The sequence below is a fragment of the Aurantibacter sp. UH7 genome (assembly GCF_056839165.1).
The window spans coordinates 3,509,934-3,536,431 of sequence record NZ_CM166388.1 but is presented as its reverse complement, the minus strand read 5'-3'; the positions used below and the strand labels follow the sequence as shown (position 1 = coordinate 3,536,431).

Below are 26,498 nucleotides of genomic sequence, written 5' to 3'. Positions count from 1 at the left end.
TAAGATAATTTAAATTTCTTGCATGTTTTTTTGGTAATTATTATATACGGATAATAACAAAATAAACAAGGAAGGCCGTAAAATCTAATCGAATTTTCATCGTAAATATTTAATAATCTTTAATAAATAGACCCGAATTATAATTAGATTAAAATGACTAAAATCATATTTTGGAATAAACCCTAGAGTTACATTTGGTAAAAATAACTACCATTATGGCGATGAAAAATAAGATTAAAAGATTACATCTTTTTTTGATTTGCATAACTTCGTTATTACTTTTAAGTACTACACCTTACTTTTTCGGATCCGGTTTAAATGCACCCGAAGCTATCGGGAAATATTTAGATGGGGCTTTCCCAGAAGTACAAGCTACACAACACCCTTATAAGGTAGCATTTGATCAATTGAAATTTGATAATCCCATAACTCTCAACACAATCCCTAACCTAAACAAAATTATATTAGGGCAACTTGATGGCAAAATATTTTGGTTCGACAATGATAAAAATACAAAGACAAAGAATCTATTATTGGATATTTCTAATGAAGTAGGAATGGTGTCAGATGGGGGGTTTTTGGGTTTGACTATACATCCTAATTTTGGCAATAATGGCAACAATTTCTTCTATATATATTATGCAACAAAAGATAGTGAAGGCAATGATTTTCCAGATTCTTATACTACTCAAAATTGTGATTCAGAAGAATATTGGGGTAACTTTTTAAAACTAGAAAGGTTTGAGGTAGACCCGCAAACTTTGACTTTTAAAACTGGGTCAAGGGTAGAATTAATAAAAATACGTATGTATGGTACTAGCCATAGAGGTGGTGGCCTAAATTTTGGTGATGATGGATTTCTATACCTTAGTATGGGAGATCAAACAGCGTGGAAAAAGGCACAAGATATTGTAAACAATATTGACGGCGGTGTTTTACGAATAGATGTTGATAAAGACCCTACAAAAAGTCATAAACCAATTCGAACAATACCTGAAGACCTTGGGTTTTCTGATGAGGTTACAGGAAAAGAATATTGGATTCCTAATGACAACCCTTTCCCTAGCCCAGAGGGCTTAAATTTTGAAGAATATTATGGTCTTGGTTTGAGAAACCCGCATCGAATGACCAAAGATATGGCAACAGGTATTTTTTATTTAGGAGATGTTGGGCTTAATACTCATGAAGAAATTAATGTACTATCTAAAGGAAAAAATTATGGATGGCCAGTTTATGAAGGTGATATTTCTGGACCGCGTAACTGTTTAACTGAGCTGTATAATAATATGCCCCATGAAAAAGCTCTTACTGTTTTCAAATCGGAAGATGCCAACTCCATTATTGGTGGATATGTTTATAGAGGTACCGATATTCCCACACTTTATGGCAAATATATATGTGCCGATTATGGATCTGGAGAAGAGATTTGGTCCGTAGATACGGTAACTGGTGATTATACACTTTTAGGAAATTTTTTACCAAAAAACGTTATTTCCTTTGGACAGAATAAAGATGGTGAAATCTATATTTTAAAGTTAGGAAACAATGTAAATATATATCAATTAAGTACACCTAAAATAAGTTATGAGAACATTCCACAAAAGCTGTCCGAAACAGGTGCTTTTGAAAATCTATCTACACTTCAAGCATCTAGTGGTATGATACCATACGAATTGATTGAATCTTTTTGGTCAGATGGAGCTTTGAAAAAAAGATGGATGGCTATACCGAATGATGGCACCCATGACACAACAGATGAAATGATTGATTTTTCAGAAAATGAAGAGTGGAAATTTCCAGATGGCACCGTCCTAATTAAACATTTCGACCTTCAGGTCGACGACAATAACCCGAACAAAACAAAAAAAATAGAAACCCGTTTTTCGATAAAAGGTAACGATGGGAATTTTTATTTCCTAACCTATAATTGGAATGACGCTGAAACCGATGCCATATTACAAAAAGTCGGTATTGATGAACCAGTTGCTATTACAGCTGTAAATGGTGATACTCGCTATCAAAACTGGCGTTACCCATCAAATTCAGAATGCATTACCTGCCATAACAATGCTTCTAAAGACGGTTTAGGTCTTAGAACAAGATATCTTAATTCCGAGTATACATATGACAAAACTAATAAAAGAGCAAATCAATTAGTAACACTTAGTCATTTAGGCATATTAAACCAAACCATTTTAGACAGTGACACTTCAGGGTTTCTTACCTACAAGGCTTTGGATGATTCCAATGCAAGTCTTGACGCAAAGGCGAGATCTTATCTTGACTTAAACTGTGCATATTGCCATAGACCGGGTACAGGTAACAGAGCTGATTTTGATTTACGTTTGATTAATAACCTTGAGGAAACAGGACTTTTAATAGCTGGTAATATTGTATCTGTTGGTATCGAAGGTGAAGAAATACTTGTACCCGGTAATGCATCAAAATCCATATTATATCACAGATTCAACAATCGAGACAAAAGTATTATGATGCCTCCATTGGCAAAAGATGTAATTGATGATAAGGGTGTCACCTTAATAAAGGAATGGATCAATCAAATGTATGTGCCAATAAATTTACCTCCAGATGCAGTAGTTTTAGCTACTCCAATTACAGACAATCCATTCGCAATTAATTTTACTGCAAGCAACTCTACCGATGATCAAGGAATAGTAAGCTATCTCTGGGATTTCGGAGATGGGAACAGTTCAACTGAAACAAACCTAACATATACTTATGCGGAGCCAGGCACATATTTAATAGAACTTAAAGTAATAGATAGTGAAGGCCTTTTCAATATTAATAGAACAAACATAACTATTAACAAACCGAATGAATCACCAGTTGCCATTGCTTTAGCACAAACTATTACCAACGACCCACTTACTATAGATTTTACTGGACAAGGTTCAACTGATGATTATGGTATAACAGGTTATTTCTGGGATTTTGGAGATGGTAACAGCTCTAATGAAATTAACCCTACTCATACTTTTGAGGCCGCTGGTTCTTATAGTATTGAACTCGCCGTTATGGACGCTGATGGGCTAACACATTCTTCAACCGTATCAATCACAATAGATGAAGTTTCTAAGCCAATGGTGGTTATACTCCAAGAAAACCCTTCTAAAGAAGGAAAAGCAAATATTCAATTGTTAAACAAACCTGTAGATTTAAATGTAGAATCAATTTTCTTACATGATATTACGGGAAGATTAATAGCAACTATTGAAACACCAGAACCATCGGCTACTGACACGTATAGCTTTGCAATTTCTACGCTGCGAAATGAACTTTATTTTATAACTACTAAGCTTAACCAAGGAGACCCAATAGTATTAAAATTGTTGGTGAATAATTAAAATATTTTAGATTGAATCTGAAATATAATTTTGAATATTAAACGCTACAATATCTATTAAATCGAGTTCCTTTTCAAGGCGTTTTTTTAACAATTTTTGCCTTTTTGCAGATTTATAAAAACTGTTATTTTTTGTGTTTTTTTCATTCTGAATATTATTAGAGTTTTAATGCCCGTAAAAAAATAAGTAATAAATGATAACTATTGTTATAGGTCTTCCAGGTTCGGGTAAAAGCTATTTCGCAGAAAGACTAGCCAAAATGATTAATGCCGAATATGTAAATAGTGACCAAATAAGAAGATCCTTGTTTCTGAAACGCATCTATTCCGATTCAGAAAAACTTAAGGTCTATAAAGTCATGCTACAAAAAATGCATTCAGCCATTGTTAAAAAAAAGAATTTGTTGCTAGATGCTACTTTTTATAAAAAAGAAATTCGTGAACTGTTTACTAAGAATACTAAAGAAAAAATATATGTTATCGAAGTTTGGGCCAAAGAACGTTTAATCAAAGAACGATTAAAGAAAAACAGACCTTTTAGTGAAGCAGACTTTGAAGTATACCAATTAATCAAGCAAAAATGGGAACCTCTTGATGATGAATATTTACGGTTAGAATCTACCAATGAAAACATAAAAGACATGTTACAAAAAGCTATTCAATATCTTACGGATGAGAAGTGAAGAAATCGACATTTTATTTTCCCAAGGGATATTCCCAGAGCAAGCCCATCCTCAGAAACTGGTCGAAACTCATATTTCATGGGTAATTTTATGTGACCAATTTGTCTACAAAATCAAAAAACCTATCAAATATTCTTTTCTTGATTTTTCGACAATAGCATTGCGTAAACATTTTTGCGAAAGAGAATTAGAATTGAATAAACGATTTTCTAAAGATATATATCAGGCAGTATTACCAATAAATAAATTTCAAGGGAATTATTCCATTGATGGAAAAGCGGGATTGCTAATCGATTATGCCTTAAAAATGCGAAAATTAGACCCAAAGAAACAAATGGACGTATTGCTTTTACAAAATAAAGTAAGCAAATTAGACATCAAACATTTAGCACAAAACATAGCGAATTTCCACCAAATAGCAACCCCTACCTATAATAAAAAATATATTGATTTAAACGAAAAATTCAAAGATCTAGCTTTAGAAAAAGAATTTCTTTCAGAAAACCTTAATCCGGAAAGTGCTCGACGTATAGACCATGCTTTATTGACATCGAATACCTTTCTAAATAAAAACAAAAAATTGCTTATTGAAAGGTTAGGCAATGGATTTTTTAGGGATTGCCATGGCGACCTACATACCCGAAATATTTTCTTATTACCTAAACCGCAACTCTTCGACTGTATTGAATTTAATGATGATTTCCGCCAGATTGATGTGCTAAATGAGGTAGCTTTTCTTTGTATGGATTTAGATGCATTGGGCAGAAAAGGTTTATCAGATTTATTTATAGAATATTACAACCGTATTTTTCCTACAATGAAAAAAAACATCGAGTACGATCTTTTTATTTATTATAAAAGTTACCGTGCTAATGTACGGGCAAAAGTGAACAGTCTACGGGCAAAAAACGCATCAAATAGTGTTACTAAAAGTAAAGCCCTAGTTGAGACGGAGAAATATATTTCGTTGATGGACACCTATATAAAAATACTTGATAAGAACTAGTATAAATACCTTCAAATGCCTAGTGTTTTTATTCTCTAAGCGTACTTATTTAATTATGATACCGTGCATGATATATGTCATTTTTAATCAATGCATATTCATATAGCTTTGTTTTAATCGAAGTATTGTATATCCAAATCTAAATTGATGATTGATATTATCGAATCTAAAAGCGAATGGTGTGCCCTATTGGAGCAACTAGACTTTGTAGACTTCTATCACACCTATGATTATCATCAATTAGATAATAATAAAGGGGATAGACCTATACTGATAAAATATACGGAAGATAATATTATAATAGCTTTTCCTTTATTAATAAGAAAAATTGAAGGCACGTCTTACTATGATGCGACATCTGTATATGGTTATCCCGGACCGATATCAAAAAATTTAAACAATCAATTTGATAATACTCTTTTTCTTAAGCAACTTAAAACATTAATGAATGAAAATAATATTATATCTATTTTCACGAGACTTAACCCCTTTATATCCAACCAAAATGTCTGTCTTAAAAATGTAGGCAAAATATTAACTCTGGGCAATGTCGTAAATATAAATCTTACCGCAGATTTAGAAGACCAATATCAACAATATCAAAAAAGGTTGAAGACCTATATAAACAAATCTAAACGACTTTGCAGTGTTAAAAAAGTATCTACAAAAGAAGATTTAAACACCTTTATTACCATTTATCATGAAACTATGCAACGTGTACATGCAAAACCAGGATATTTCTTTTCTAAAAAGTACTTCGAAGGTTTAATGAATAGTAAAGAATTTAAAACTGAAATTTTGTTAGCCATAGATAATGAATCTGGTGAAGTGGTTGCTGGTGTATTATTCATAAAAAAAGGTGAGATTGTTCAATATCATTTATCAGGTGCAAAAAAAGAATTTATGCATTTGAACGCGGTGAAATTACTTATAGACACAATTAGAATTCAAGCATATAAAGAGAACTACAAATATTTAAACCTTGGTGGAGGAGTTGGTAGCGAGGAAGATTCATTATTTCGTTTTAAGAATAGTTTTTCTAAAGATTTGAAGCCTTTTCAAGTTTGGAATTTTATTGCTAACGAAAGTGTTTATGATATTTTAGTTAACGAAAGACAAAAAAGACCTTGTGCAGCGCTACATAATAATTGTACTATTTATTTTCCGTGCTATCGCTGCGCTGTTTAAATTAATTCAATCTTTGTAGTAACATCTAAAATACCTTTAAAAAGAATAATATTAAAGATATTTCTAATGCAAAGCAGTATTCTTTTTCAATAAATAATTACCAATTACTAAACAATCTAATCCAGTTGAATAAAAACAACGAAGCGCATCTTTAGGTGATTCTACAACCGGTTCTCCTTGAATGTTGAAACTTGTATTTAATACAACAGGAATTCCTGTAATTTTTCCTAATTTTTGAATCACTTCATGGTACCTAGGGTGTAATTCTTTATTTACTGTTTGTAACCTCGCACTGCCATCAACATGTGTTATGGCGGGAATTAAATGTTGCTTATCTTCCAAAACATTACAAACTTTAAGCATAAAAGGAGCTTCTACTTCAAGGTCGAAAAAGTCTTTATATGCTTCAACTAGAGATGAGGGCGCAAAGGGTCTATATGCCTCCCTAAACTTTACTTCAGCATTAATTTTATCCTTCATTTGTGGAAAGGCAGGATTGGCCAAAATACTTCTACTGCCTAGAGCCCTCGGACCAATTTCCATGGCACCTTGAAACCATCCAATAATATTACCTTCGGCTAACAAATTTGCTGCTTTTTGGCAAATATCTTCCACATATTCAGCTTCCAGTTTAGCACCGTCTATAGCCTTCTTTATTTCCTCATTGGTATAACTTGTACCCACATACGGATTATCATGCACATAATTACGTTTATTTCCTAAAATACCATTGTACAAGTAATACGCGGCTCCTATGGCAGTGCCATTATCTCCCGCTGCAGGCATTATATAGACATCCTCGAAAGGACTTTCCCTTACAATTCTTCCATTTACAACGCTATTTAAAGAAACACCACCAGAAAGCACCAAATATTTGGCCTTCGTTTTTTTGTAGAGAAATTCACATATTTCCAAAATTCGCTCTTCTAAGACTTTTTGGAAAGCTGCTGCTACGTCCATATGATGTTGCTCAAAATCTTCTTCATGAATACGCGGATTACCAAAGGTTTTATAAAATTTATCTGAGCATCTTTTACCAACTATGTTTTGATAATTAAAATAGCTCAAGTCTATCTTAATTTTCCCATTTTCATCTACGGTAACAAGTTCTCTTACTTCTTTAATGAATGTATTTGGATTACCCATAGGGGCTAAACCCATTGTCTTTCCTTCATCGTAATTTGGTCTAAACCCACAAAATTCGGTTACAGCCTCATAAAAAGAACCTAGGGAATGGGGAAAGTAACTTTGCTCATAACAAGTAACAGTATTACCTTCTCCATATCCAAGCCAAGAAGTTGCCCATTCACCTGAACCATCGATGCCTAACAAAGCCGCATCCTTGTATGGAGAAACAAAAAATGAACCAGCCACATGTGTAAGATGATGTTCAATAAAATGAACTTCTGGACCCTCCTCTTTCGAATTATATTGTTGTTTGTACCAAATCCAAAAACGACGCTGCTTAGCATACGCACTTACTAAGTAATGGCCTACAAAAGGCATGAAACTACCGAGGTGTTTGAAGAGGTAAACTAATTTCTGCCACCAATTGGTTGTTGGTTTTATGGAAACAGCAATATGGTCAATTTCTTTAATTGATATATCAGCCAACTTTAAACAACGTTCAATGGCCAATTTAGGAAAAGCTTGTGTATGTTTATCTCGATTTAATCGCTCTTCTTCAATTGCAGCTATTAATTTACCATCTTTTATGATGCAAGCTGTAGAATCATGAAAGTAATAGTTTAGGCCTAGTATAATCATTAGTAATTATGTTGAGTATAAGGAAAAAAATAATTTATCAAATATAAGTTTATTATAGTTTGAGTAAATCACATAGCACGAGAAGAATATCTTGTCTCTCACTTTATTATATAGGCAGTGCACCACAATTAAATAAAGAATATTTAATGTAGACGATATGCAATTTTACAATTCGAATTAACTTCAATTGCCACTCTCCGCCATTCCGAAAGTCACAAAACTTTCTTCAGCTTTATTGATGTTATCAATACCCTGTAATAGTGCATCGGGGTTGAAGGAAATTGAATTGATGCCTTCTTCCACCAGAAACTGTGCAAATTGAGGATAATCGCTAGGTGCCTGTCCGCATAGTCCAATCTTTGTGTTTGTTTTGCGTGCCGAAGCAATGGCCAGGGCAATCATTTTTTTGACCCCAGGATCATTAATATCAAAAATTTCACTTAACAGTTCAGAATCTCTATCCACGCCTAATGTTAATTGGGTTAAGTCATTGGAACCGATAGAAAAACCATCAAAAAATTCGGCGAACTCTTCCGCTAAAATTACATTGTTCGGTATTTCAGTCATCATATACAATTGCAGTCCATTTTGTCCACGTTTCAATCCATAACTTTCCATAAGACCCACAACTTTCTTAGCTTCTTTTAAAGTACGACAAAATGGAATCATAAGCTTCACATTTTCCAAACCCATGTCTTCCCTAACCATTTTCATTGTTTTGCATTCCAGTTCAAATGCGTCTTGATACTTAGGGTGATAATACCGTGATGTTCCTCTGAAACCAATCATAGGATTTGACTCTACCGGCTCGAATTCTGTGCCTCCTATTAGGTTGGCATACTCATTAGATTTGAAATCGCTCATGCGCACAATCACGTCTTTAGGATAAAAAGCTGCAGCTATGGTAGCAACACCTTCTGCTAATTTATGAATGAAATAATCAGATTTATCAGGATAGTGATGAGTCAGTTTTTCAATTTTATTTTTGACGGATACATTTTTTAAAGTATTAAAATGCTTTAGAGCCATGGGATGTATCTGAATAGAATTGTTTATCACAAACTCCAAACGCATTAATCCAATACCAGCAGCAGGATAAAATGAAAATTTAAAAGCCTGATCAGGATCTGCCAAAATTAACATGGGTTGCGTATGGGGTTTTCTAAGTGATTTTACATCTATTTCTTTCTCGTCCCATTCTAAATGACCTTCGTAAACAATGCCAGTATTACCTTCGGCACAAGATATTGTAATTTCTTCTCCGTCGGTGATTCGTTTGGTAGCGTTGATACTTCCCACGATAGCAGCCACACCTACTTCACGGGCAACTATAGCAGCATGGCTAGTGCGCCCGCCTTGGTCCGTAATAATACCAGCAGCTTTTTTAAGGATAGGATCCCAATCCGGATTTGTCTTTTCAGTAACTAGAATTTCGCCTTTTTGTAATTTATCTGATTCTTGCGGATTATGCAAAACTCTGGCTCTACCAGTGGCTATTTTATTTCCTAGACCTATTCCCGTGGTAATTACTTTTCCTTTTCTTTTTAGCTTGTAGGTTACAATTTTCAACTTATCCTCTATATTGCTTTGTACTGTTTCAGGGCGTGCTTGCACAATGAAAAGCTCATTGGTCTGCCCATCTTTGGCCCATTCTAGGTCCATAGGTCGACCGTAGTGCTTTTCAATAATCAAAGACCACTGAGCAAGTTTTACAACCTCTTCATCACTCAATACATATTGCTCTTGCTTTTCTACAGGAGTATCCAGATTTACGATACCGCTACCCAAAGTATCATAAATCATAGTTTTTTCTTTACTTCCCATTTTTCTGGAGATAATTGGTTGTTTTACTCCAGTTTCTAAGCTCGGTTTAAAAACATAGAATTCGTCTGGGTTTATACTACCCTGCACGATATTTTCGCCAAGACCCCATACCCCAGAAACTAAAACCACTTTGTCAAAACCAGTATTTGGGTCAAGCGTAAAGTTTACACCGGAACAGGCTAAATCGGAGCGCACCATTAATTGAACACCAATAGATAGTGCCACCTTAGTATGATCAAAACCATTATCCTCTCTATATTTTATAGCCCTATCGGTAAACAACGAAGCATAGCATTTATGACAGGCAGTAATTAAATCATCCGTTCCCTTAACATTTAAATAGGTTTCTTGTTGACCAGCAAAACTAGCATTCGGTAAGTCTTCGGCGGTAGCGCTGCTGCGTACAGCAAGAGAAAGGTCTCCTTTATATTTTTCAGCTAAAGCATTATATCCTTCGATTATCGCCTTTTTAATTGCAGTCGGAAACGAGGCCTTAATAATGATATTCCGTGCTTTTGCACCCACAGTACGTAGGTTAGAAAATTCTTTTTTATCTAATTTCGCAAGCTCCTCAAAAAGTTTGTCCTTAATATTAGTTTGTTCTAAAAAATGCCAATATGCCGAAGCAGTGGTCGCAAATCCATCCGGCACTTGTACGCCTTTTGAAGTTAACTTTTGAAACATTTCACCTAATGAAGCATTTTTACCCCCAACTGTAGGTACATCATTAATGTCTATTTCGTTAAAGTGTTTAATGTAATTTTTCATTTTTGATATTTTTAAACAACAAGTCTTTTATAGAAGCATCACAACCTTACTCTTCTCTATATTTTCCGGTTATTTCAATTATGTTAATCCGATAAACTATAGGAGAAGCTCCTTTAGCATCAAGTTTGCTTGAAAATTCATTAATAAACTTAAGTTCTTTCTCTTCTATGTTATTTATAACCCCACGTACTCCTTTTGAAAATTTATGAAGTAGATTTTTTGCATCACTACCACTTAACTCTTCAAATTCGCCATGTACTAAAATTGATTTCCACTTGCTAACCGATTTTATTTCTTCAACCTGTAAAGACACAGAAGGTTTTTTGCGCATAGAGGTGATTTTATGACCTTCCAAAGAATAACTAATAATGCTATTATTATCTTCATTATAGAAGTAATAAGTTATGGGTATTACAAAAGGCTCTTCTTCTGCTATATAAGCTAGGCGCCCTATATAATTGTTTCGAAGTATTTCTTTACAATCTTGTGGTTCTAAATCTTTTATCATGATATCATTTATAAAAAATTATTTAATTTCTCTCACTATCAATGTCTAACTAAATTTGTTTTCATTCTAAGCCTATACTGCCATAAAAGATAGTACTGGAGTAGCATCATCTGAAAAATAATAAAGCGGACATAGTAAAATTATGCGATTACATCAACTTGAAGTATGACACAAATCAGTTTACTGATATAATTTTGTGCAATGAAATAATTTTAGAATAATCAAAAGCAAATAGTGTTTTTCATTAATCTAAAATTGGTGTTTTGCAATAGTATTTACCTTTAAATAAAGTACTTTCAAATCAATCAGGCATGAACTTTATTTTTATGATAACAAAGCAGTGGTACTTTTACATCGCTATTCATTCGTTTGACAAGGTCTTGATGTCTCAATTTTTTGATAATCCCATTGCCTTCTCGTTCCAACATGGCAACCATATCTGGTTCGATTTCGTCGATATATTTTTGTAAGGTTGTAAATACATCCTCTCCAAAACGCAATTCGGACTTTATGTTCTTGTAGTCTATCTTTTGGTGCAATAGATCCTTGAACCATTCCATTTGATTTTTATTGGCATCTGTTTCTACTGATGTCACATGTACCAAATGAAGGTCTGCTTCAAAAGGTTGGACAAGTTTTACTATTTTTTCGATGGTAAAAATATCATCACTTTCAAAGTCTGTTGCATAGACCATTTTTTTAATTCCTCGAAAATCTGCATCTACGGGCACAGCCAATACTGGGCAAGGCGCTTCTTTAATTAGAGAATTAGTATTGCTGCCCAAAAGCACTTCTTGAATAGGACTTCCGCCCTTTTTACCTACAATAATAAAATCGACTTTTGACTCCTTTGCATTTTTAATGATAATATCAGAGACAGGCTTGCCCTCATCAATTTTCCATGTGATTTTCAAAGGTTCCTGCTCGTTCTGTAAATGTTCGTTGCAGAAAGCAATTAGTTTGCTACGATATTCACTAAACAAACGTATTTCTTTATGTGAATAGGAATATGAAACAGTGCCCGCGAGTGCAATTGGCAATTCAAATACATGTAATGCTATTAATTCGCAATTAAATTCTTTGCGCAACGCATATGCAAAATGTAATGCTGCTACAGAATTTTCTGAAAAATCGGTAGCATAAATAATAGTCTTCATTATATTAAATTTTTAAATCTTACATAAATCTAATGAAAGTGAAGAATGTTTTAAATGACGTTTATCAGTATGTACTAAAATGTTTGATAATTCTTGTTTTTTAGAATAAGTTTCTTGATATACGATTCGGTTTATACTTCTGCTACTTTTCCTGTTCTTTCTCCTTTTTCTTAAAATATCCCCGAGTTAAAAAATTATGTTTTAAAGCCTCCATATTTTCATTAAATCGTTCAACACCTTGATCAACATTTTTCATAGTATTTTGTAATCGTTTAACTAAAGTCGTGTCTGTTGCCAAATAATTAATAGCACCATTACCTTCTTTAATATTACCAACAACATAATTTAAATCTTTAACCATTTTTTCAATTTCCATAGATGAAATTTCCAAATGAGAAATTACGTTACGCATTTTTTTTCCGGATATGGAATCGCTTAATAAAGTACCAACCACACTTTCATTTGAATCGAATTGTTTCACTAATTTATTTAATTCAAGCATTGCTTCATTCGCTTCACTACTTGCGTATTTTAAATTTACAAGAGACTTTTGCAAATCATTGGCCATTAAAGTATCATTCAGTAACCTTCCCAAAATACCTTTGCCATTATTAAGTGAAGACGTTACTTTTAATAAATCTTTAGTAAGCAAAGCAGCATTTTCATTAGTTACGTTTAGTGTACTCATCATATCTGCAGTTGCAATTTTACGTAACGAATTAATATTGTCTCCAGGTTTTACCAGGGGTGCATTTTCACTTCCGGGAACTATATTAATAATCATACTACCTACCAAACCATCGGAGCCAATAGCGGCAATAGCATTATTTTTTATGTGGTTTCGCATGTTATCTTGAATAATCATCAAAACCAGAATAGTAGTATCATTTTCCATTTCTATATCTCCCACTGTGCCCACATTAATACCCGAATAGCGCACGTTGTTCCCTTTTTTAAGCCCATTCACATTTTTAAAGGTGGTGTTCAAAGTAAAAGTTTTACTAAACAAATTTTGTTGATTTCCAATCAAATAAGCTGCAACCAATAAAAGAACCGTTCCCGTTACGACAAATATTCCAAGTCTTATTTTTTGTGATGTTGTTCGTTCCATAATTTATTTTTTAAAAAATGCGTCGACTTTGGGGTCAGTTGATTTTATAAGTTCTTGATAGGTGCCTTCAATATAATTAGTACCATCGACCAGTAATATCATCCGATCTGAAATGACACGGGCGCAGTCTACATCATGAGTAATAATTAAAGATGAAGTACCGTATTGTTTTTGTATGTTCCCCATTAGTTCTATTATTTCTTTAGAAGTAATTGGATCCAAACCACTAGTAGGTTCATCATATAAAATTATTTTTGGTTTTAAAATCAATGTTCGAGCTAATGCAATTCTACGCTTCATTCCCCCCGAAAGTTCGTTTGGCATTAAATCAATGGTATTTTCAAGTCCGACACTTTCCAGTGCCTTAAGCACCAAAGGTGTTGTATCAGTAATCTTACCTAGTTTTTCTTTATGCCGCCGCATTGGAAATTCCAAATTCTCACGTACGGTCATTGAATCGTATAGCGCACTACCTTGAAATAAAAAACCTATTTCTGATCGTAGAGCATCTAAAGTTTCTCGGTTTAGGGTTTTGATTTCTTTTCCCATAACCGCTATATAACCACTATCAGGTTGTATTAAACCTACCAAACATTTAATCATGACTGATTTACCAGAACCTGATTTCCCCATTACCACCAAATTCTCTCCTTTATAAAGTTTCATGTTGAAACCATTGAGCACATGATTATTGCCAAAGCTTTTATTTAGATTTTTGATTTCTAATATTACCTCTCTGGCATTAGATTTCTGTTCTTCCGTGGTTATGTTCTTTTTAGCTTCTATCATAACTCATAAAATATATCTGATATAAAAACAGCGATAAAATCGATGACAAATAATAGCATTGATGCAAAAACAACTGCTGTATTTGCTGCTACACCAACACCAGCCGTTCCTTTTTTACTATAATAACCTTTAAAACAACCGACAAGACCTATAGCAAAACCAAAGAAAAAAGATTTAATAGTTGCTGGGATCAAATCGCTATAGGACAACGCTTCAAAAACTGTATTGAAATAAAGTTGGAATGCTACATCCCCTTTGAAATATTCGACCAACGCGGAGCCATACAATGCAACTGCATCACCCAAAACAACCAATAGCGGAAGCATTAAAGTAGCCGCTAGAATTCGGGTCACTACCAAATATTTAAAAGGGTTGGTGCCAGAGACCTCCATTGCATCAATTTGTTCTGTAACCCTCATAGAACCCAGTTCTGCGCCAATACCTGAAGCAATTCTACCTGCACAGACTAATGCTGTTATAACTGGTCCCAGTTCACGTACAATTGAAATCCCAATCATATTCGGCATCCAAGATTCCGCTCCAAACTGTATCATAGTGGGCCGAGATTGTAAATCCATAACAAGTCCAATAATAAAACCGGTTACCATAACCAGTAGTAAAGACCTATTGCCCAATTGATAACATTGTCTCAAAAGTTCTTTGTACTCAAAAGGTGGTTTAATTGATTCTTTAAAAAAACGTGCAGCAAAAAAAGAAAGCTCCCCGATTTCGATAAAGAATGTTTTGACCTTATCCATTATTTGTAATGAAATTACCATAGTACGCATACTGCTTTCACCAAAAATAGAGTATTGCCTATTTTCTAATTATGACCTATATCATAATTAACCAAGAGTTTTCCAATAAATAAATTGATGCATTATACCTTATATCCTTTTTGATTTAAATAAGAAGGTTGTCCGATGTGAACAAGCAAAATTTAATTTTTCAATCATTTTTCGTTCTACTGACTTAGGTCAGGGTTTACTCAAAAGTCTACCCATAATTTTGAAAACCCAATAACCATTTAAGTGTTTAACGGAAAAAATAAAGTCAGAAAAATGAAAACACAATCAGAATTTTTAAGCGAATCCATGGTCAAATTACTCAACTACCGAGTAGAACAGGAAGAATATTCTTCAAGATTATATCTAGCCATGTCCATGTGGTTAGATGATAAGGGGTATACAGGCGCTGCAAAACTATTTAAAGAATATAGCGACGAAGAACTTATACATGCCGAAAAGGCAGAAGTAATGTTGTCCGCCAACGGCATACAGCCAACTACACCTGCTTTGGATAAACCAAAACAAGAATTTATTAGCTTACCTGATGTGATACTTTCAGCAATGGCCCATGAAAAAGAAATAACTGAACAATGTTATGCTCTTACCAAAGCTGCACACGACGAAGAAAATTATATGGTTGTAGAATTAGGATTATGGTATTCAAAGGAACAAGCAGAGGAGTTAAGTAAAGTACAATATTTAATAGATAGATTAGAAGCGTTTGGTGAAGACCCAAGCATGCTTCGAAAACTCGATGAAGAAATGTATGAATTGGCCAGCTAAATGGTTCAAATTATAATTAAATAAATAATCATTAATAACATTTAAACATTAAAAAAATGGCAAATATTATAGTCGTTTCTTTTAAGGAAGAAACAAAAGCAATAGAAGCTTTGCACAAAATTAAAGAATTAGACTTTTATGGAGATATCACGCTCTATGAGCATATGATGATTCGAAAAAAAGAGAATGATCAATTCGAAGTATTAGACGACACCACAGACGGTGCAGGTTGGATCACCTTTACAGGAATGGCACTAGGCGGACTTGTAGGAGCTCTGGCAGGTCCAATAGGTTTGATTATCGGTTTGTATAGTGGTACTGCAGTAGGTGCCCTTATAGATATTAGTCGTTATGATTTCGAAGATGATTTTATTCACAAGGTCAATAATAAAATGAAGACCGGAACTATAGCTTTAATCGCAGAAGTAAGTGAAGATAGTTCGATCTTTATTGATAACTATTTAAAACCTTTTGATGCTGAAATTATTAGAACCGAAGCAGGAGTGGAATTTGATAATTATATAGATGAACAAGTAGATGAGCTTGAAGAGGAAATTGAAGATGAACGTGAAAAGCTTTCTAAAGCGACCGCAGAAGAGAAGAAAAAAATTAATTCTAAAATTGCTAATCTAAAAGCAAAGCGAAAAGCTAGAATGAACGAGTTAGAAGAAAAAAGGAAATCTACTATAAAGCACATTACTGATGATACTCATGCTCGAATTAAAAAATTAGAAATGCGCCTTAAAGGTTATGAAAATTCTATTACTGATTCATATCGCAAGGCTAGAAAAAATAGGCTTAAAAAGCGAATCAAAAAAGAAGAGGAGAAATTGTACCAATTACATAATGCCTTGGGTGAAGATATTATTGATTAAATCAAAAAGCTAATTCAGCTTAAAAAATAACAGCTATGGGTAAGTTAATATTAGTAAGACACGGTAAGAGTATTTGGAATATGAAAAACATCTTTACTGGATGGACTGATGTTGAACTTGCCCCAGAAGGAATAAAAGAAGCCCAACAAGCCGGCCAGCTTGTTAAAGATCAGAATATTGTTGTTGACATTTGCTTTACTTCCTATTTAAAAAGAGCTATTAAAACAGCAACAATTATGCTCGAAACTGCCGATATGACCTATATAGATATTATCAAAAGTTGGAAGTTAAACGAGCGAAATTATGGAGATTGGCAGGGCAAAAATAAAGATGATGTAAAAACCGAAGTTGGTGATGAACTTTTTTGGAAAGTTAGGAGGGGGTTCAAAACGCCCCCACCTAGCCTATCCTTTGATGATAAAAGACATCCAAGATATGATTCTAAATACATTAACATTGCGATAGAAAAGCTGCCTTCTGGTGAATCTTTAGCAGACACAAAACAGCGAACAGTGCAATATTATTTTGAGAATATCGTACCCGAATTGGTTAATGACAAGACCGTACTGGTATGTGCCCACGGCAATTCTCTCCGAGCACTAATAGGACAAATTGAAAATATATCTGAATCAGAAATTCCAACAGTAGAAGTAAAAACAGGAATTCCAAAAGTATATGAGTTTGATACAATAATGAATCTAAAAAACAAATACTTGTTAACTCAAAAAAGTGAAGTGTTAATTTAAAAATTATAAATATGAAAACTAAAATTTTAAATCTTGCCTTAATAGCAATTATGGCAGGAACAATAGCTATAAGTTGCGGAGAAGCCTCTAAAAAAGATATGAAGGCCGCTAAAGAAGACACAAAAGAGGTCGGCAAAGACTTGCATGAAGCGGGTAAAGATGCCCAGGCCGAAGTAAAGACTGCCGTTAAAGCCAACTGGGAAAACTTTAAATCGGAAGCAGATATCGCTATTACAGAAACAGAAAATGACATTAAGGATTTACGTGCAAAGATTAGCAAAACTGCCAAAAATGAACGTGAAAAATTGAATTCGGATTTAGACATTCTTGAAGAGAAGAATGAAGCATTAAAACAAAAGCTGGAACAGCGAGGAGAAGATTTTAAGCAAGATATCATTGAGTTTAATGATGATGCTAAAGAAAAAGAACAAAGTTTCGAACGTGAATTTAATCATGATATGGACGAACTTGGTACTGCACTTAAAGATATTTTCAAGAACAACATAGAATAATAATTTAAAAATAAGAAACTATGGCAACTACAATTTTAAGTTCGGCACAAAGTGCCGTCAAGAACTGGTGGATTTCAATTTTAGTGGGCATCCTGTATATTTTTGCGGGTGTTTGGGTAATTCGAACACCTTTGGAAAGTTATGTTTCGCTAAGTATAATTTTTAGTGTGTTTATATTTGTCTCTGGTATATTTCAAATTGCCTTTTCTGTTTCTAGCAGAAAGGAAATGAAAGGTTGGGGATGGTATTTAGCAGGAGGTATTTTAGATCTAATTATCGGTATGTTACTCATGATGCACCCACTGATGACCATGGCTATTCTTCCTTTATATGTTGGCTTCTGGTTATTATTTCAAAGTATTTTATCCATTGGATTATCTATTCAGCTAAAATCTGCCGGAACGCCACGTTGGGGCATGCTATTATTTTGGAGTATTGTAACCTTGTTATTTTCCTTTTTGTTATTAGCAAATCCATTTTTTGCAGGTCTAAGTATTGTTTTTATGACCGCTTTTGCTTTTATTACAGCTGGCGTATTTAGAGTATTTTTGGGTATTGATCTTAAAAGAATGGGTAAAACCTTTCAAAACCTATAGCTTAAATGAAAATAAAAAGCAGCGAAAAAAAAAGAGAGAAAAATTGGTTGGTATTTTTTATCCTCTTGTTTATCACTGTTTGGGTAAACTCATTAATCGGTACGACCGATATGGCCAATTGGCTGATTGAAAATACCTTGACAGTCATTTCGCTGCTCTTTTTAATTTTGACTTTTAAGAAATACAGATTCAGCAACTTCAGCTATTTATTAATCTGTATTTTTTTATGCCTACATGTTTATGGTTCAAAATATACTTATGCCGATAATACCTTTGGTTTCTGGTTGCAGGATATTCTAAATTCTCCTCGAAACCAGTATGATAGGTTGGTGCATTTTAGCTTCGGTTTTTTGCTTTACTACCCTATGCAGGAATGTTTTTTAAAATGGCTCAAGTACCCAAAACATATTGCTTTTTTTTTACCGATTAGCGCTACACTTTCGGTTAGCTGTATCTATGAAATTATTGAATGGCTGGTTGCCGATATATTCTTTGTAGAACAAGGTATATCCTATTTGGGAACACAAGGCGATATTTGGGATGCTCAAAAAGACATGGCTATAGCATTTCTGGGAGTAGTTCTAGCTGCTTCCATATGGCATCTAGTGCGCCAATATAAAAGGTCATTTATTTCCAGTTAAAACGTTTAGAAGTATTTGAAATTCGCTTTTCCATTTCCATCTTAGGTTCTAAAATCATAGAAGATTCCGTTATATTTTTTAAAATTAATACAGTCTCCTGATTTAGGTCAGGGTTAACCTGTTCAAACCAAAATACCTTTGTACAATAAATATTAAAACTTATAAAAATGAAAATACCTAACATTGGAATTTTAGCAGAAAACAGACAAGATATCACAAATTAGTTAGCAAAAATATTAGCAGATGAATTTGTACTCTATTCAAAAACTCTAAACTTCCATTGGAACATAGAAGGCCCTGATTTTCATTCTGTACACTTTTAACTAGAGACGTTGTATGAAGAGCAACAAGTGGTAGTTTATACCATAGTAGAAAAAATACAGGCATTAGGGCATTATGTTCCTGCAACATTAATGGATTATTCTTAATTAACACATCTAACAGAAAAAACAAAAGGCAAAAATGATAGCCAGAGCATATTTGCAGAATTGCTAGAAGACCATGAAAGCATTATAATCTTTATACGAGAAGAAATTACACCTATTGCCGACAAATGGAGGGCTGAAGGTATCAGCGATTATATTACAGGACTTATGGAACAACATGAAAAAACTGCTTGGATGTTAAGATCACACTTAAAGTAATTATAAAATCCGAGTGAAATATGAATCATATTTCACCTCTATATATATTTTGGTTGGTTGAAAACAGGTAACAGTAGAATAAATTGTTACCTGTTTTTTATTATTGAATTTGAAGATTGGCTAAGCAGTTTGATTCTAATTTTCTTTTATTCCTTCCTATATGAAAGAACTGATAAAAGAATAAGTTTAAGTCGCCATTTAAAAACAAATTCCATGTTAAATTTTCCTAAAAAAACAGCCCCCTGACCTGTATCAGTATTATCCCTTTACGCCCCCTATATCTTTGATATATTATTAATTGTTTAATTTAAATCATAATATTATGAGAACAGATTTAAGTATTAAAGAAGATGTATTGGAAGAACTACTATGGAAACCAAACATAGATGAAAGCGAAATTGGTGTCGTTGTTAACAATGGTATTGTAACTCTTACTGGTACAGTAGACAGCTACTTAAAAAAGATGGAAGCTGAAAAAGCTGCTAAAAGTGTAGCTGGAGTGAAAGCTGTAGCAGAAGAAATTGTGGTGAAATACGGATCCTCATCTCACAAGTCTGATACGGAAATCGCAACTGCAGCAGTAAGCGCTCTAAAATGGAATATTTCTGTACCGCTAGACAAAGTTAAAGTTAAGGTCGAAGATGGGTGGATTTATTTAACAGGTGAAGTAATGTGGGCTTTTCAAAGAGATGCAGCAAAAAGAGCTGTGGAGCATTTAAAAGATGTAAAATACGTTGTAAATAATATCACATTAAAAAACACTGTAGATGCTGGTGATATTAAAACTAAAATAAAAAAAGCGTTTGAACGCTCTGCTGATATTGATGCAAAAAACATTACTGTAAAAACCGATGGTCATACGGTAAAGCTGACTGGTAGAGTGCATTCTTTAAAAGAAAAAGAAGATGCTAGAAAAACAGCATATTACTCACCAGGAGTTTGGACTGTTGAAAATGATTTAGTTGTTGAATACTAATATTTTTTCTAGAACTTCATAAGAATCGATGCCCGCTTCTTGTAAAAAATTGCCCTAATCTAAAACTATGGATTAGGGCAATTTTTTTTTAATTTATTAATAAGCACTACTAAATTATATTATCCTGATTTATATCAGTTATAGTTTACTTCTGCTATAATAAATTTACAATGCTTGTTCCTATTAAATAATTTCAGATTACGGCATATAGTAAAATGTAATTGCTATTTGACAACACAAGCTTGGAAATTAATATAATAATTGAAGATTATGAAAACAGATTTAGAACTAAAAGAAGATGTATTAGCAGAACTCAATTGGCTACCCCAAATAGATGAAAGTAAAATTGGTGTTGATGTAAACGAAGGCATTGTTATATTGACAGGTATGGTGAGTGATTATTCAAAAAAAAGCTTAATTGATAAAGCTGTAAAAAGTATAGCAGGAGTAATTGGTATTGCGGAAGATATAAAGGTTAAACGTACAGAAAGAAATAAACATTCAAATGAAGAAATTGAAAAAAGAATCTTTCATATTTTAGACTGGACCGATTCAATACCTCATGAAAATATTACTATTCAAGTTAAAGATGGTCTAGTCTTCCTAAAGGGCACATTGGAATGGGAGTATCAAAAAGAAGCTACCAAAAGAATAATTGAAAATCTAGAAGGTGTAGAAGAGGTCGTCAGCTCAATACAATTACACCCAAAAACTACACCAGACAATGTTGTACAGCTCATTGAAGATGCATTTGAACGCTCTGCCGATATTGATGCCAATAATATAAAGGTTTCCATAGACGGCTATACCGCCACCTTAACAGGTACAGTAAAATCTCTCAAAGAAAAAGACGATGCAAAAAGAGCAGTTTATGCTGCTCCAGGTATTTCTGAAGTGAAAAATGAATTAAAAGTGGAATACTATCCTATTTATATGTGATTATTAAAGCTAAACGTATAAAGTAATTAGATTTTTACAGGTTGATATTAAATATGACTAAAGAACATATATAAAACACAAAAATGAATTATAAAAATATTACCATCGCTGGAAGTGGTGTTTTGGGCTACCAAATTGCATTTCAAAGTGCCTTTTATGGATTTCACGTAACAGTTTATGACATTAACGATGACGTTTTAAAAAAAGCTAAAACAAAATTCAACTCTATGAGTGACGCCTTTAAGAAAGATTTAAATGCTTCACAGCAGCAACTAGATAAAACGTATCAAAACCTAAGTTATACCTCAGATTTATCTATTGCAGTTAAAGATGCTGATTTATTAATTGAGGCCATACCCGAAAATCCAACTATAAAAATTGATTTTTATAAAAAATTGGCAAAAGTAGCACCACAAAAAACAATTTTTGCTACCAACTCTTCCACCTTATTGCCAAGTGATTTTGCAGAAGTTACAGGACGACCATCTAAATTTATAGCATTACATTTTGCCAATACCATTTGGATTCATAACACCGCAGAAATTATGGGTCATGCCACTACAGACCCAATAGTTTTTAAAGATGTAGTAGCGTTTGCTAAAGCCATTGGCATGTTGGCATTGCCATTACATAAAGAGCAACCAGGTTACATTCTAAATTCATTATTGGTGCCATTGCTAAGTGCAGCTACTGACTTATTAGTTAATGAAGTTGCAGACCATGAAACCATTGACAAAACTTGGATAAAAGCTACAGGAGCGCCTATAGGCCCTTTTGGAATTCTTGATGTTGTTGGTATTACAACCGCGTATAATATTGATAAAATAGCAGCAGAGAAAACCAATGACGAACTAAAAATAAGGACAGTAAAATACTTAAAAGAAAATTATATAGCTAAAAACAAGTTGGGAGTTTCTACAGGAGAGGGGTTTTATAAATATCCTAATCCTGCTTATAATAATCCAAATTTTTTAAAATAGATTGTTGTGACTTTAAGCTATTTGAAAAATAGCAAACTAGTTTTTAAAGCTTGTTTAAACTTAGATAAGCGTAGTTTATTCTCCCATAAACTATCAACGATAAAAAACAAAACTAGAGATTAAAAATGACCTTTGTCAAAATAGGCATTACAACTGAATCTAAATGTCACCTAGATAAACGTAGTGATTAAGAATTATAAGAAATCATAAAAAGAAAAATTAGAAAAAGCACCGAAGGTTTTTTGATTAGTATAAGCCAATTATCAGTTTTTTGAATGGTGTTGTGTGGTATTAGTACGGGACAAATACAAGCTTTATCGCTAACTTTAGATTAAATTGACGTTATTATTAACCCAAACACAACCCCTTCGCTATAATGCCTATAGAAAATTTCAATATTAAGGGTTTAACTTCTGAAGAGGTCTTGGAAGCTAGAACAGCTTATGGAAAGAACGTCATAGATGGTAAGAAAGCTTTCGGCCTTATTGATGGTCTTTTAGGTATTATAAAAGAACCAATGGTAATACTTCTATTGGTTGCATCTGTCATTTATTTTATTAATGGTGACGCAGATGACGGTATTTTTCTTGTGGCAGCTATTATTATAATTTCTACCATTTCATTATATCAAGATGGAAGGAGTCGCAATGCACTTGAGAAACTTCAAAACTTCACACAACCCAAATGTAAAGTCATTCGCAATGGTGAAGTTGTCGAAATCAAAAGCGAAGAAGTCGTTATAGGCGATAGCCTAATGGTTGAGGAAGGCATAACTATTTCCGCAGATGGAAAAATTGTGCATTCAAATGACTTTTCGGTAAATGAATCAATACTTACAGGTGAATCACTTTCCGTTTATAAAGATTCTGAAAAAGAAGATTTTAGAATCTTTAAAGGAACCACTGTAGTTAGTGGACTCGCCATCGCCACCGTTACTGCAATTGGAAACGAGACTCGACTGGGAAAAATAGGGAAGAGTCTAGATGACATACAAGAGGATAAGACCCCATTAGAGCGCCAAATAAACAATTTTGTTACGAAAATGGTTATCGCTGGTGCAATCGTTTTTATTCTTATTTGGGGTATTAATTTTTATAACTCCCATAATGTTTTAGACAGTTTATTAAAGGCACTTACACTTGCAATGTCTATTCTCCCAGAAGAAATTCCAGTTGCTTTCACCACTTTTATTGCACTGGGTTCGTATAGACTGATGAAAAAAGGGGTAATAGTAAAACAAATAAAAACTGTCGAGACCTTGGGTAGTGCCACTGTTATCTGTTCTGATAAAACTGGAACAATAACAGAAAACAAAATGTCGCTTACAAAAGTTTTTACTTTTGCCACCAAAAAAATAGTTGATACAAAGCTTATATTGGGTGAAGCCGATAAAGATTTGATACGATTGGCAATGTGGGCGAGCGAACCCATTCCTTTTGATCCGATGGAAATTGCGTTGCATGAAGCATATAAAAAGAATACTTTAAAAGACGAGCGGCCTCAATATAAAATGATACATGAATATCCCTTGGGAGGTAAACCCCCCATGATGACCCATCTATTCGAAAATAATCAAGGGAAACGAATCATTTCGGCAAAAGGTGCCCCTGAAGCGCTTATCGCAGTATCTAATCTATCAGAAAACGAAAAGCAACATATTAATAAAGCTATAGAAGAACTTACTAGAGAGGGCTATCGGGTATTAGGTGTTGGAGAAGCTCATTTTAAAGGCGTCAATTATCCAAAAAAACAACAAGATTTTAAGTTCGACTTTAAGGGTATCATTGCTTTTTATGACCCGCCTAAAAGGAATATCAAATCAGTTTTCGATACGTTTTATAAAGCTGGAATAAAAGTCAAAATTGTTACTGGTGATAATGCTGCAACTACAACTGCAATTGCGAAAGAAATTGGTTTTCGAGGCTATGATAAAAGTATTTCAGGTGATGAACTAATGGCGCTAAGTGAAACTGAACTTAAAGATAGGGTGCAAACAACTAACGTTTTTACGCGAATGTTTCCCGAGGCAAAATTAAAAATTATAAATGCTCTTAAAGCAAATCAAGAAATCGTTGCAATGACCGGAGATGGAGTAAACGATGCACCCGCACTTAAAGCTTCGCATATCGGTATTGCTATGGGAAAAAAAGGAACGGAAATTGCCAAAGAAGCAGCTTCATTAATATTATTAAAAGACGATTTATCAGGAATGGTTGATGCAGTAGCCATGGGCAGGCGTATTTATACCAATTTAAAAAAGGCCATACAATATATTATTTCAATACATATTCCCATTATCCTTACAGTATCTATTCCACTAATCTTAGGGTGGGCTTTTCCGAATATCTTTTCACCTTTACATATTATCTTTTTAGAATTAATTATGGGACCTACTTGTAGTATTATCTACGAAAACGAACCTATGGAGAAGGATACAATGACTCAAAAGCCACGTCCTTTAAGTACCACTTTTTTTAATTGGAAAGAATTAACAACAAGTGTAATTCAAGGTTTAGTAATTACTATAGGCACATTAGCCGTTTATCAATATGCAGTGTATAATAATTTTGATGAAGAGACTACCCGTACAATGGTTTTTTTAACACTGGTTTCCGCCAATATATTTCTCACACTTGTAAACCGATCATTTCATTATTCTATATTAACCACTTTAAAATACAAGAACAACTTAGTGCCATTGATAATTTTAGTTACCGTAGTGTTAACTGCATTAATGCTTTTTGTACCAGTATTAAGTAAATTTTTCGATTTTAAAACCTTGGATATTTTTCAAATTCTAGTTGCAACTGGAATGGGTTTTTTATCCGTAATTTGGTTCGAACTCGTTAAATGGAAGAAACGTAGCCGAGACAAAACATAACAATTTCTTTATGTAGTGCTATTAATGTATTTAAATCGGAAACATCCTAAATGAAAAAAACTGGTGCTTCGTTGCTTTCACATGTATTATTCGTGCCTTAATTCTTTATTAATATATTGACCTCAAATTACTTTTAGATATTAATTAAAGTTTTACTTATGAACATAATTTCTTGGAATGTAAATGGCATACGTGCAATTGTAAAAAAGGATTTTTTTGATTCTATCGAAAAATTGAATCCTGATATTCTTTGTCTGCAGGAAACCAAAGCACAGGTTGATGAAACAGAAAAAGCACTGGACTCCTTAATAGGTTACCACGAACATTACAATTCAGCTGACAAAAAAGGGTATTCTGGAACAGGCATTTTAAGTAAGCCGAAACCTTTACGAATTCAAATGGATATGGGAATTGATGAACATGACACAGAAGGAAGGATAATATGTTCGGAATATGAAAAGTTCTATCTTATAAATGTTTATGTTCCTAATTCAGGACAAAAGCTAGACCGACTTGATTATCGTCAAAAATGGGATGCTGATTTTCTGAAATACATTCAGAATCTTGAACAAAAAAAACCGGTAATAGTCTGTGGCGATCTTAATGTGGCCCACCGAGCTATTGACTTAAAAAATGACAAATCAAATTACAATAAAACAGCTGGTTATACACAAGTAGAAATCGATGGATTGGATAATATTTTAAATGCAGGTTTTGTTGATTCATGGCGAAAACTGCATCCAGATGATGTAGCATATACCTATTGGAGTTACCGCTTTAAGGCTCGCGAACGTAACACAGGTTGGCGTATCGATTATTTTCTTGTTAGTGAAGTGTTAATGAAAAAAGTGAAAGCGGTTACTATTTATTCAGACGTTCTCGGTTCTGACCATTGCCCTATTGGAATAGAAATAGATATTTAGCTCAAGCTATTTAGCTAGAAGATAAAAAAACAGAACAGTTTTATTTGTA

24 protein-coding genes are annotated in these 26,498 nt (G+C 33.6%); 17 read left to right on the top strand and 7 right to left on the bottom strand.

Annotation, left to right across the window (positions count from 1 at the left end):
- The first annotated feature begins 221 nt into the window (after positions 1 to 221).
- From UH7x_RS14995 to UH7x_RS14980, 4 genes are all read left to right on the top strand, one after another.
- Positions 222 to 3,365 carry a PKD domain-containing protein gene (locus tag UH7x_RS14995; protein ID WP_482360732.1) on the top strand — a complete coding sequence of 1,048 codons (3,144 nt, stop codon included), beginning with the start codon at positions 222 to 224 and terminating at the stop codon, positions 3,363 to 3,365.
- Positions 3,366 to 3,558: 193 nt separating this feature from the next.
- On the top strand, positions 3,559 to 4,047 hold the full coding sequence (locus UH7x_RS14990; protein WP_482360731.1) for a P-loop nucleotide/nucleoside kinase family protein: 489 nt from the start codon (positions 3,559 to 3,561) through the stop codon (positions 4,045 to 4,047).
- Positions 4,037 to 5,053, top strand: coding sequence for a hypothetical protein (locus UH7x_RS14985; RefSeq protein ID WP_482360730.1), 1,017 nt, complete (start codon positions 4,037 to 4,039; stop codon positions 5,051 to 5,053). The genes UH7x_RS14990 and UH7x_RS14985 overlap by 11 nt, the downstream gene beginning before the upstream one ends.
- A gap of 147 nt (positions 5,054 to 5,200) precedes the next feature.
- Positions 5,201 to 6,241: a peptidoglycan bridge formation glycyltransferase FemA/FemB family protein gene (locus tag UH7x_RS14980; protein WP_482360729.1), complete on the top strand. Its 1,041-nt coding sequence runs from the start codon at positions 5,201 to 5,203 to the stop codon at positions 6,239 to 6,241.
- A gap of 63 nt (positions 6,242 to 6,304) precedes the next feature.
- Here the strand turns inward: UH7x_RS14980 and UH7x_RS14975 are convergent, their stop codons facing one another.
- From UH7x_RS14975 to UH7x_RS14945, 7 genes are all read right to left on the bottom strand, one after another.
- Complete coding sequence (locus tag UH7x_RS14975; RefSeq protein ID WP_482360728.1) at positions 6,305 to 8,008, bottom strand: carbamoyltransferase family protein; 1,704 nt, start codon at positions 8,006 to 8,008, stop codon at positions 6,305 to 6,307.
- Between the two features lie 183 nt (positions 8,009 to 8,191).
- A complete protein-coding gene (ppsA, locus tag UH7x_RS14970) occupies positions 8,192 to 10,600 on the bottom strand; it encodes a phosphoenolpyruvate synthase (RefSeq protein WP_482360727.1) in 2,409 nt (802 codons plus the stop codon).
- A gap of 46 nt (positions 10,601 to 10,646) precedes the next feature.
- On the bottom strand, positions 10,647 to 11,108 hold the full coding sequence (locus tag UH7x_RS14965) for a pyridoxamine 5'-phosphate oxidase family protein (protein WP_482360726.1): 462 nt from the start codon (positions 11,106 to 11,108) through the stop codon (positions 10,647 to 10,649).
- 305 nt (positions 11,109 to 11,413) lie between these two features.
- On the bottom strand, positions 11,414 to 12,265 hold the full coding sequence (locus tag UH7x_RS14960; RefSeq protein ID WP_482360725.1) for a universal stress protein: 852 nt from the start codon (positions 12,263 to 12,265) through the stop codon (positions 11,414 to 11,416).
- 142 nt (positions 12,266 to 12,407) lie between these two features.
- Positions 12,408 to 13,376 (bottom strand): MlaD family protein, encoded by a 969-nt coding sequence (locus UH7x_RS14955; protein WP_482360724.1) that lies wholly within the window; start codon positions 13,374 to 13,376, stop codon positions 12,408 to 12,410.
- Positions 13,377 to 13,379: 3 nt separating this feature from the next.
- A complete protein-coding gene (locus tag UH7x_RS14950; protein ID WP_482360723.1) occupies positions 13,380 to 14,165 on the bottom strand; it encodes an ABC transporter ATP-binding protein in 786 nt (261 codons plus the stop codon).
- Positions 14,162 to 14,923 (bottom strand): MlaE family ABC transporter permease, encoded by a 762-nt coding sequence (locus tag UH7x_RS14945; RefSeq protein ID WP_482360722.1) that lies wholly within the window; start codon positions 14,921 to 14,923, stop codon positions 14,162 to 14,164. Before UH7x_RS14945 ends, UH7x_RS14950 begins: the two co-directional genes overlap by 4 nt.
- A gap of 303 nt (positions 14,924 to 15,226) precedes the next feature.
- On the opposite strand from UH7x_RS14945, the gene UH7x_RS14940 reads away from it, so the two are divergent.
- The 13 genes from UH7x_RS14940 (at position 15,227) to UH7x_RS14880 (ending at position 26,449) form a co-directional block, all read left to right on the top strand.
- Positions 15,227 to 15,736 (top strand): ferritin, encoded by a 510-nt coding sequence (locus UH7x_RS14940; protein WP_482360721.1) that lies wholly within the window; start codon positions 15,227 to 15,229, stop codon positions 15,734 to 15,736.
- Between the two features lie 56 nt (positions 15,737 to 15,792).
- On the top strand, positions 15,793 to 16,611 hold the full coding sequence (locus UH7x_RS14935) for a DUF1269 domain-containing protein (protein WP_482360720.1): 819 nt from the start codon (positions 15,793 to 15,795) through the stop codon (positions 16,609 to 16,611).
- Positions 16,612 to 16,646: 35 nt separating this feature from the next.
- On the top strand, positions 16,647 to 17,357 hold the full coding sequence (locus UH7x_RS14930) for a 2,3-bisphosphoglycerate-dependent phosphoglycerate mutase (protein ID WP_482360719.1): 711 nt from the start codon (positions 16,647 to 16,649) through the stop codon (positions 17,355 to 17,357).
- Between the two features lie 50 nt (positions 17,358 to 17,407).
- Positions 17,408 to 17,869 (top strand): hypothetical protein, encoded by a 462-nt coding sequence (locus UH7x_RS14925; RefSeq protein WP_482360718.1) that lies wholly within the window; start codon positions 17,408 to 17,410, stop codon positions 17,867 to 17,869.
- 20 nt (positions 17,870 to 17,889) lie between these two features.
- Positions 17,890 to 18,465, top strand: a complete 576-nt coding sequence (locus UH7x_RS14920) for an HdeD family acid-resistance protein (protein WP_482360717.1) — start codon at positions 17,890 to 17,892, stop codon at positions 18,463 to 18,465.
- Positions 18,466 to 18,470: 5 nt separating this feature from the next.
- Positions 18,471 to 19,106: a DUF2238 domain-containing protein gene (locus UH7x_RS14915; protein ID WP_482360716.1), complete on the top strand. Its 636-nt coding sequence runs from the start codon at positions 18,471 to 18,473 to the stop codon at positions 19,104 to 19,106.
- Between the two features lie 233 nt (positions 19,107 to 19,339).
- On the top strand, positions 19,340 to 19,429 hold the full coding sequence (locus tag UH7x_RS14910) for a hypothetical protein (protein ID WP_482363616.1): 90 nt from the start codon (positions 19,340 to 19,342) through the stop codon (positions 19,427 to 19,429).
- 165 nt (positions 19,430 to 19,594) lie between these two features.
- Positions 19,595 to 19,750, top strand: coding sequence for a hypothetical protein (locus UH7x_RS14905; protein WP_482360715.1), 156 nt, complete (start codon positions 19,595 to 19,597; stop codon positions 19,748 to 19,750).
- A 322-nt stretch (positions 19,751 to 20,072) separates the two neighbouring features.
- Positions 20,073 to 20,726, top strand: a complete 654-nt coding sequence (locus tag UH7x_RS14900) for a BON domain-containing protein (protein ID WP_482360714.1) — start codon at positions 20,073 to 20,075, stop codon at positions 20,724 to 20,726.
- A 270-nt stretch (positions 20,727 to 20,996) separates the two neighbouring features.
- Complete coding sequence (locus UH7x_RS14895) at positions 20,997 to 21,665, top strand: BON domain-containing protein (protein WP_482360713.1); 669 nt, start codon at positions 20,997 to 20,999, stop codon at positions 21,663 to 21,665.
- 83 nt (positions 21,666 to 21,748) lie between these two features.
- Positions 21,749 to 22,645: a 3-hydroxyacyl-CoA dehydrogenase gene (locus UH7x_RS14890; RefSeq protein ID WP_482360712.1), complete on the top strand. Its 897-nt coding sequence runs from the start codon at positions 21,749 to 21,751 to the stop codon at positions 22,643 to 22,645.
- Positions 22,646 to 23,021: 376 nt separating this feature from the next.
- Positions 23,022 to 25,526, top strand: a complete 2,505-nt coding sequence (locus UH7x_RS14885) for a cation-translocating P-type ATPase (RefSeq protein ID WP_482360711.1) — start codon at positions 23,022 to 23,024, stop codon at positions 25,524 to 25,526.
- Positions 25,527 to 25,684: 158 nt separating this feature from the next.
- Positions 25,685 to 26,449 (top strand): exodeoxyribonuclease III, encoded by a 765-nt coding sequence (locus UH7x_RS14880; RefSeq protein ID WP_482360710.1) that lies wholly within the window; start codon positions 25,685 to 25,687, stop codon positions 26,447 to 26,449.
- The last annotated feature ends 49 nt before the right edge of the window (positions 26,450 to 26,498 follow it).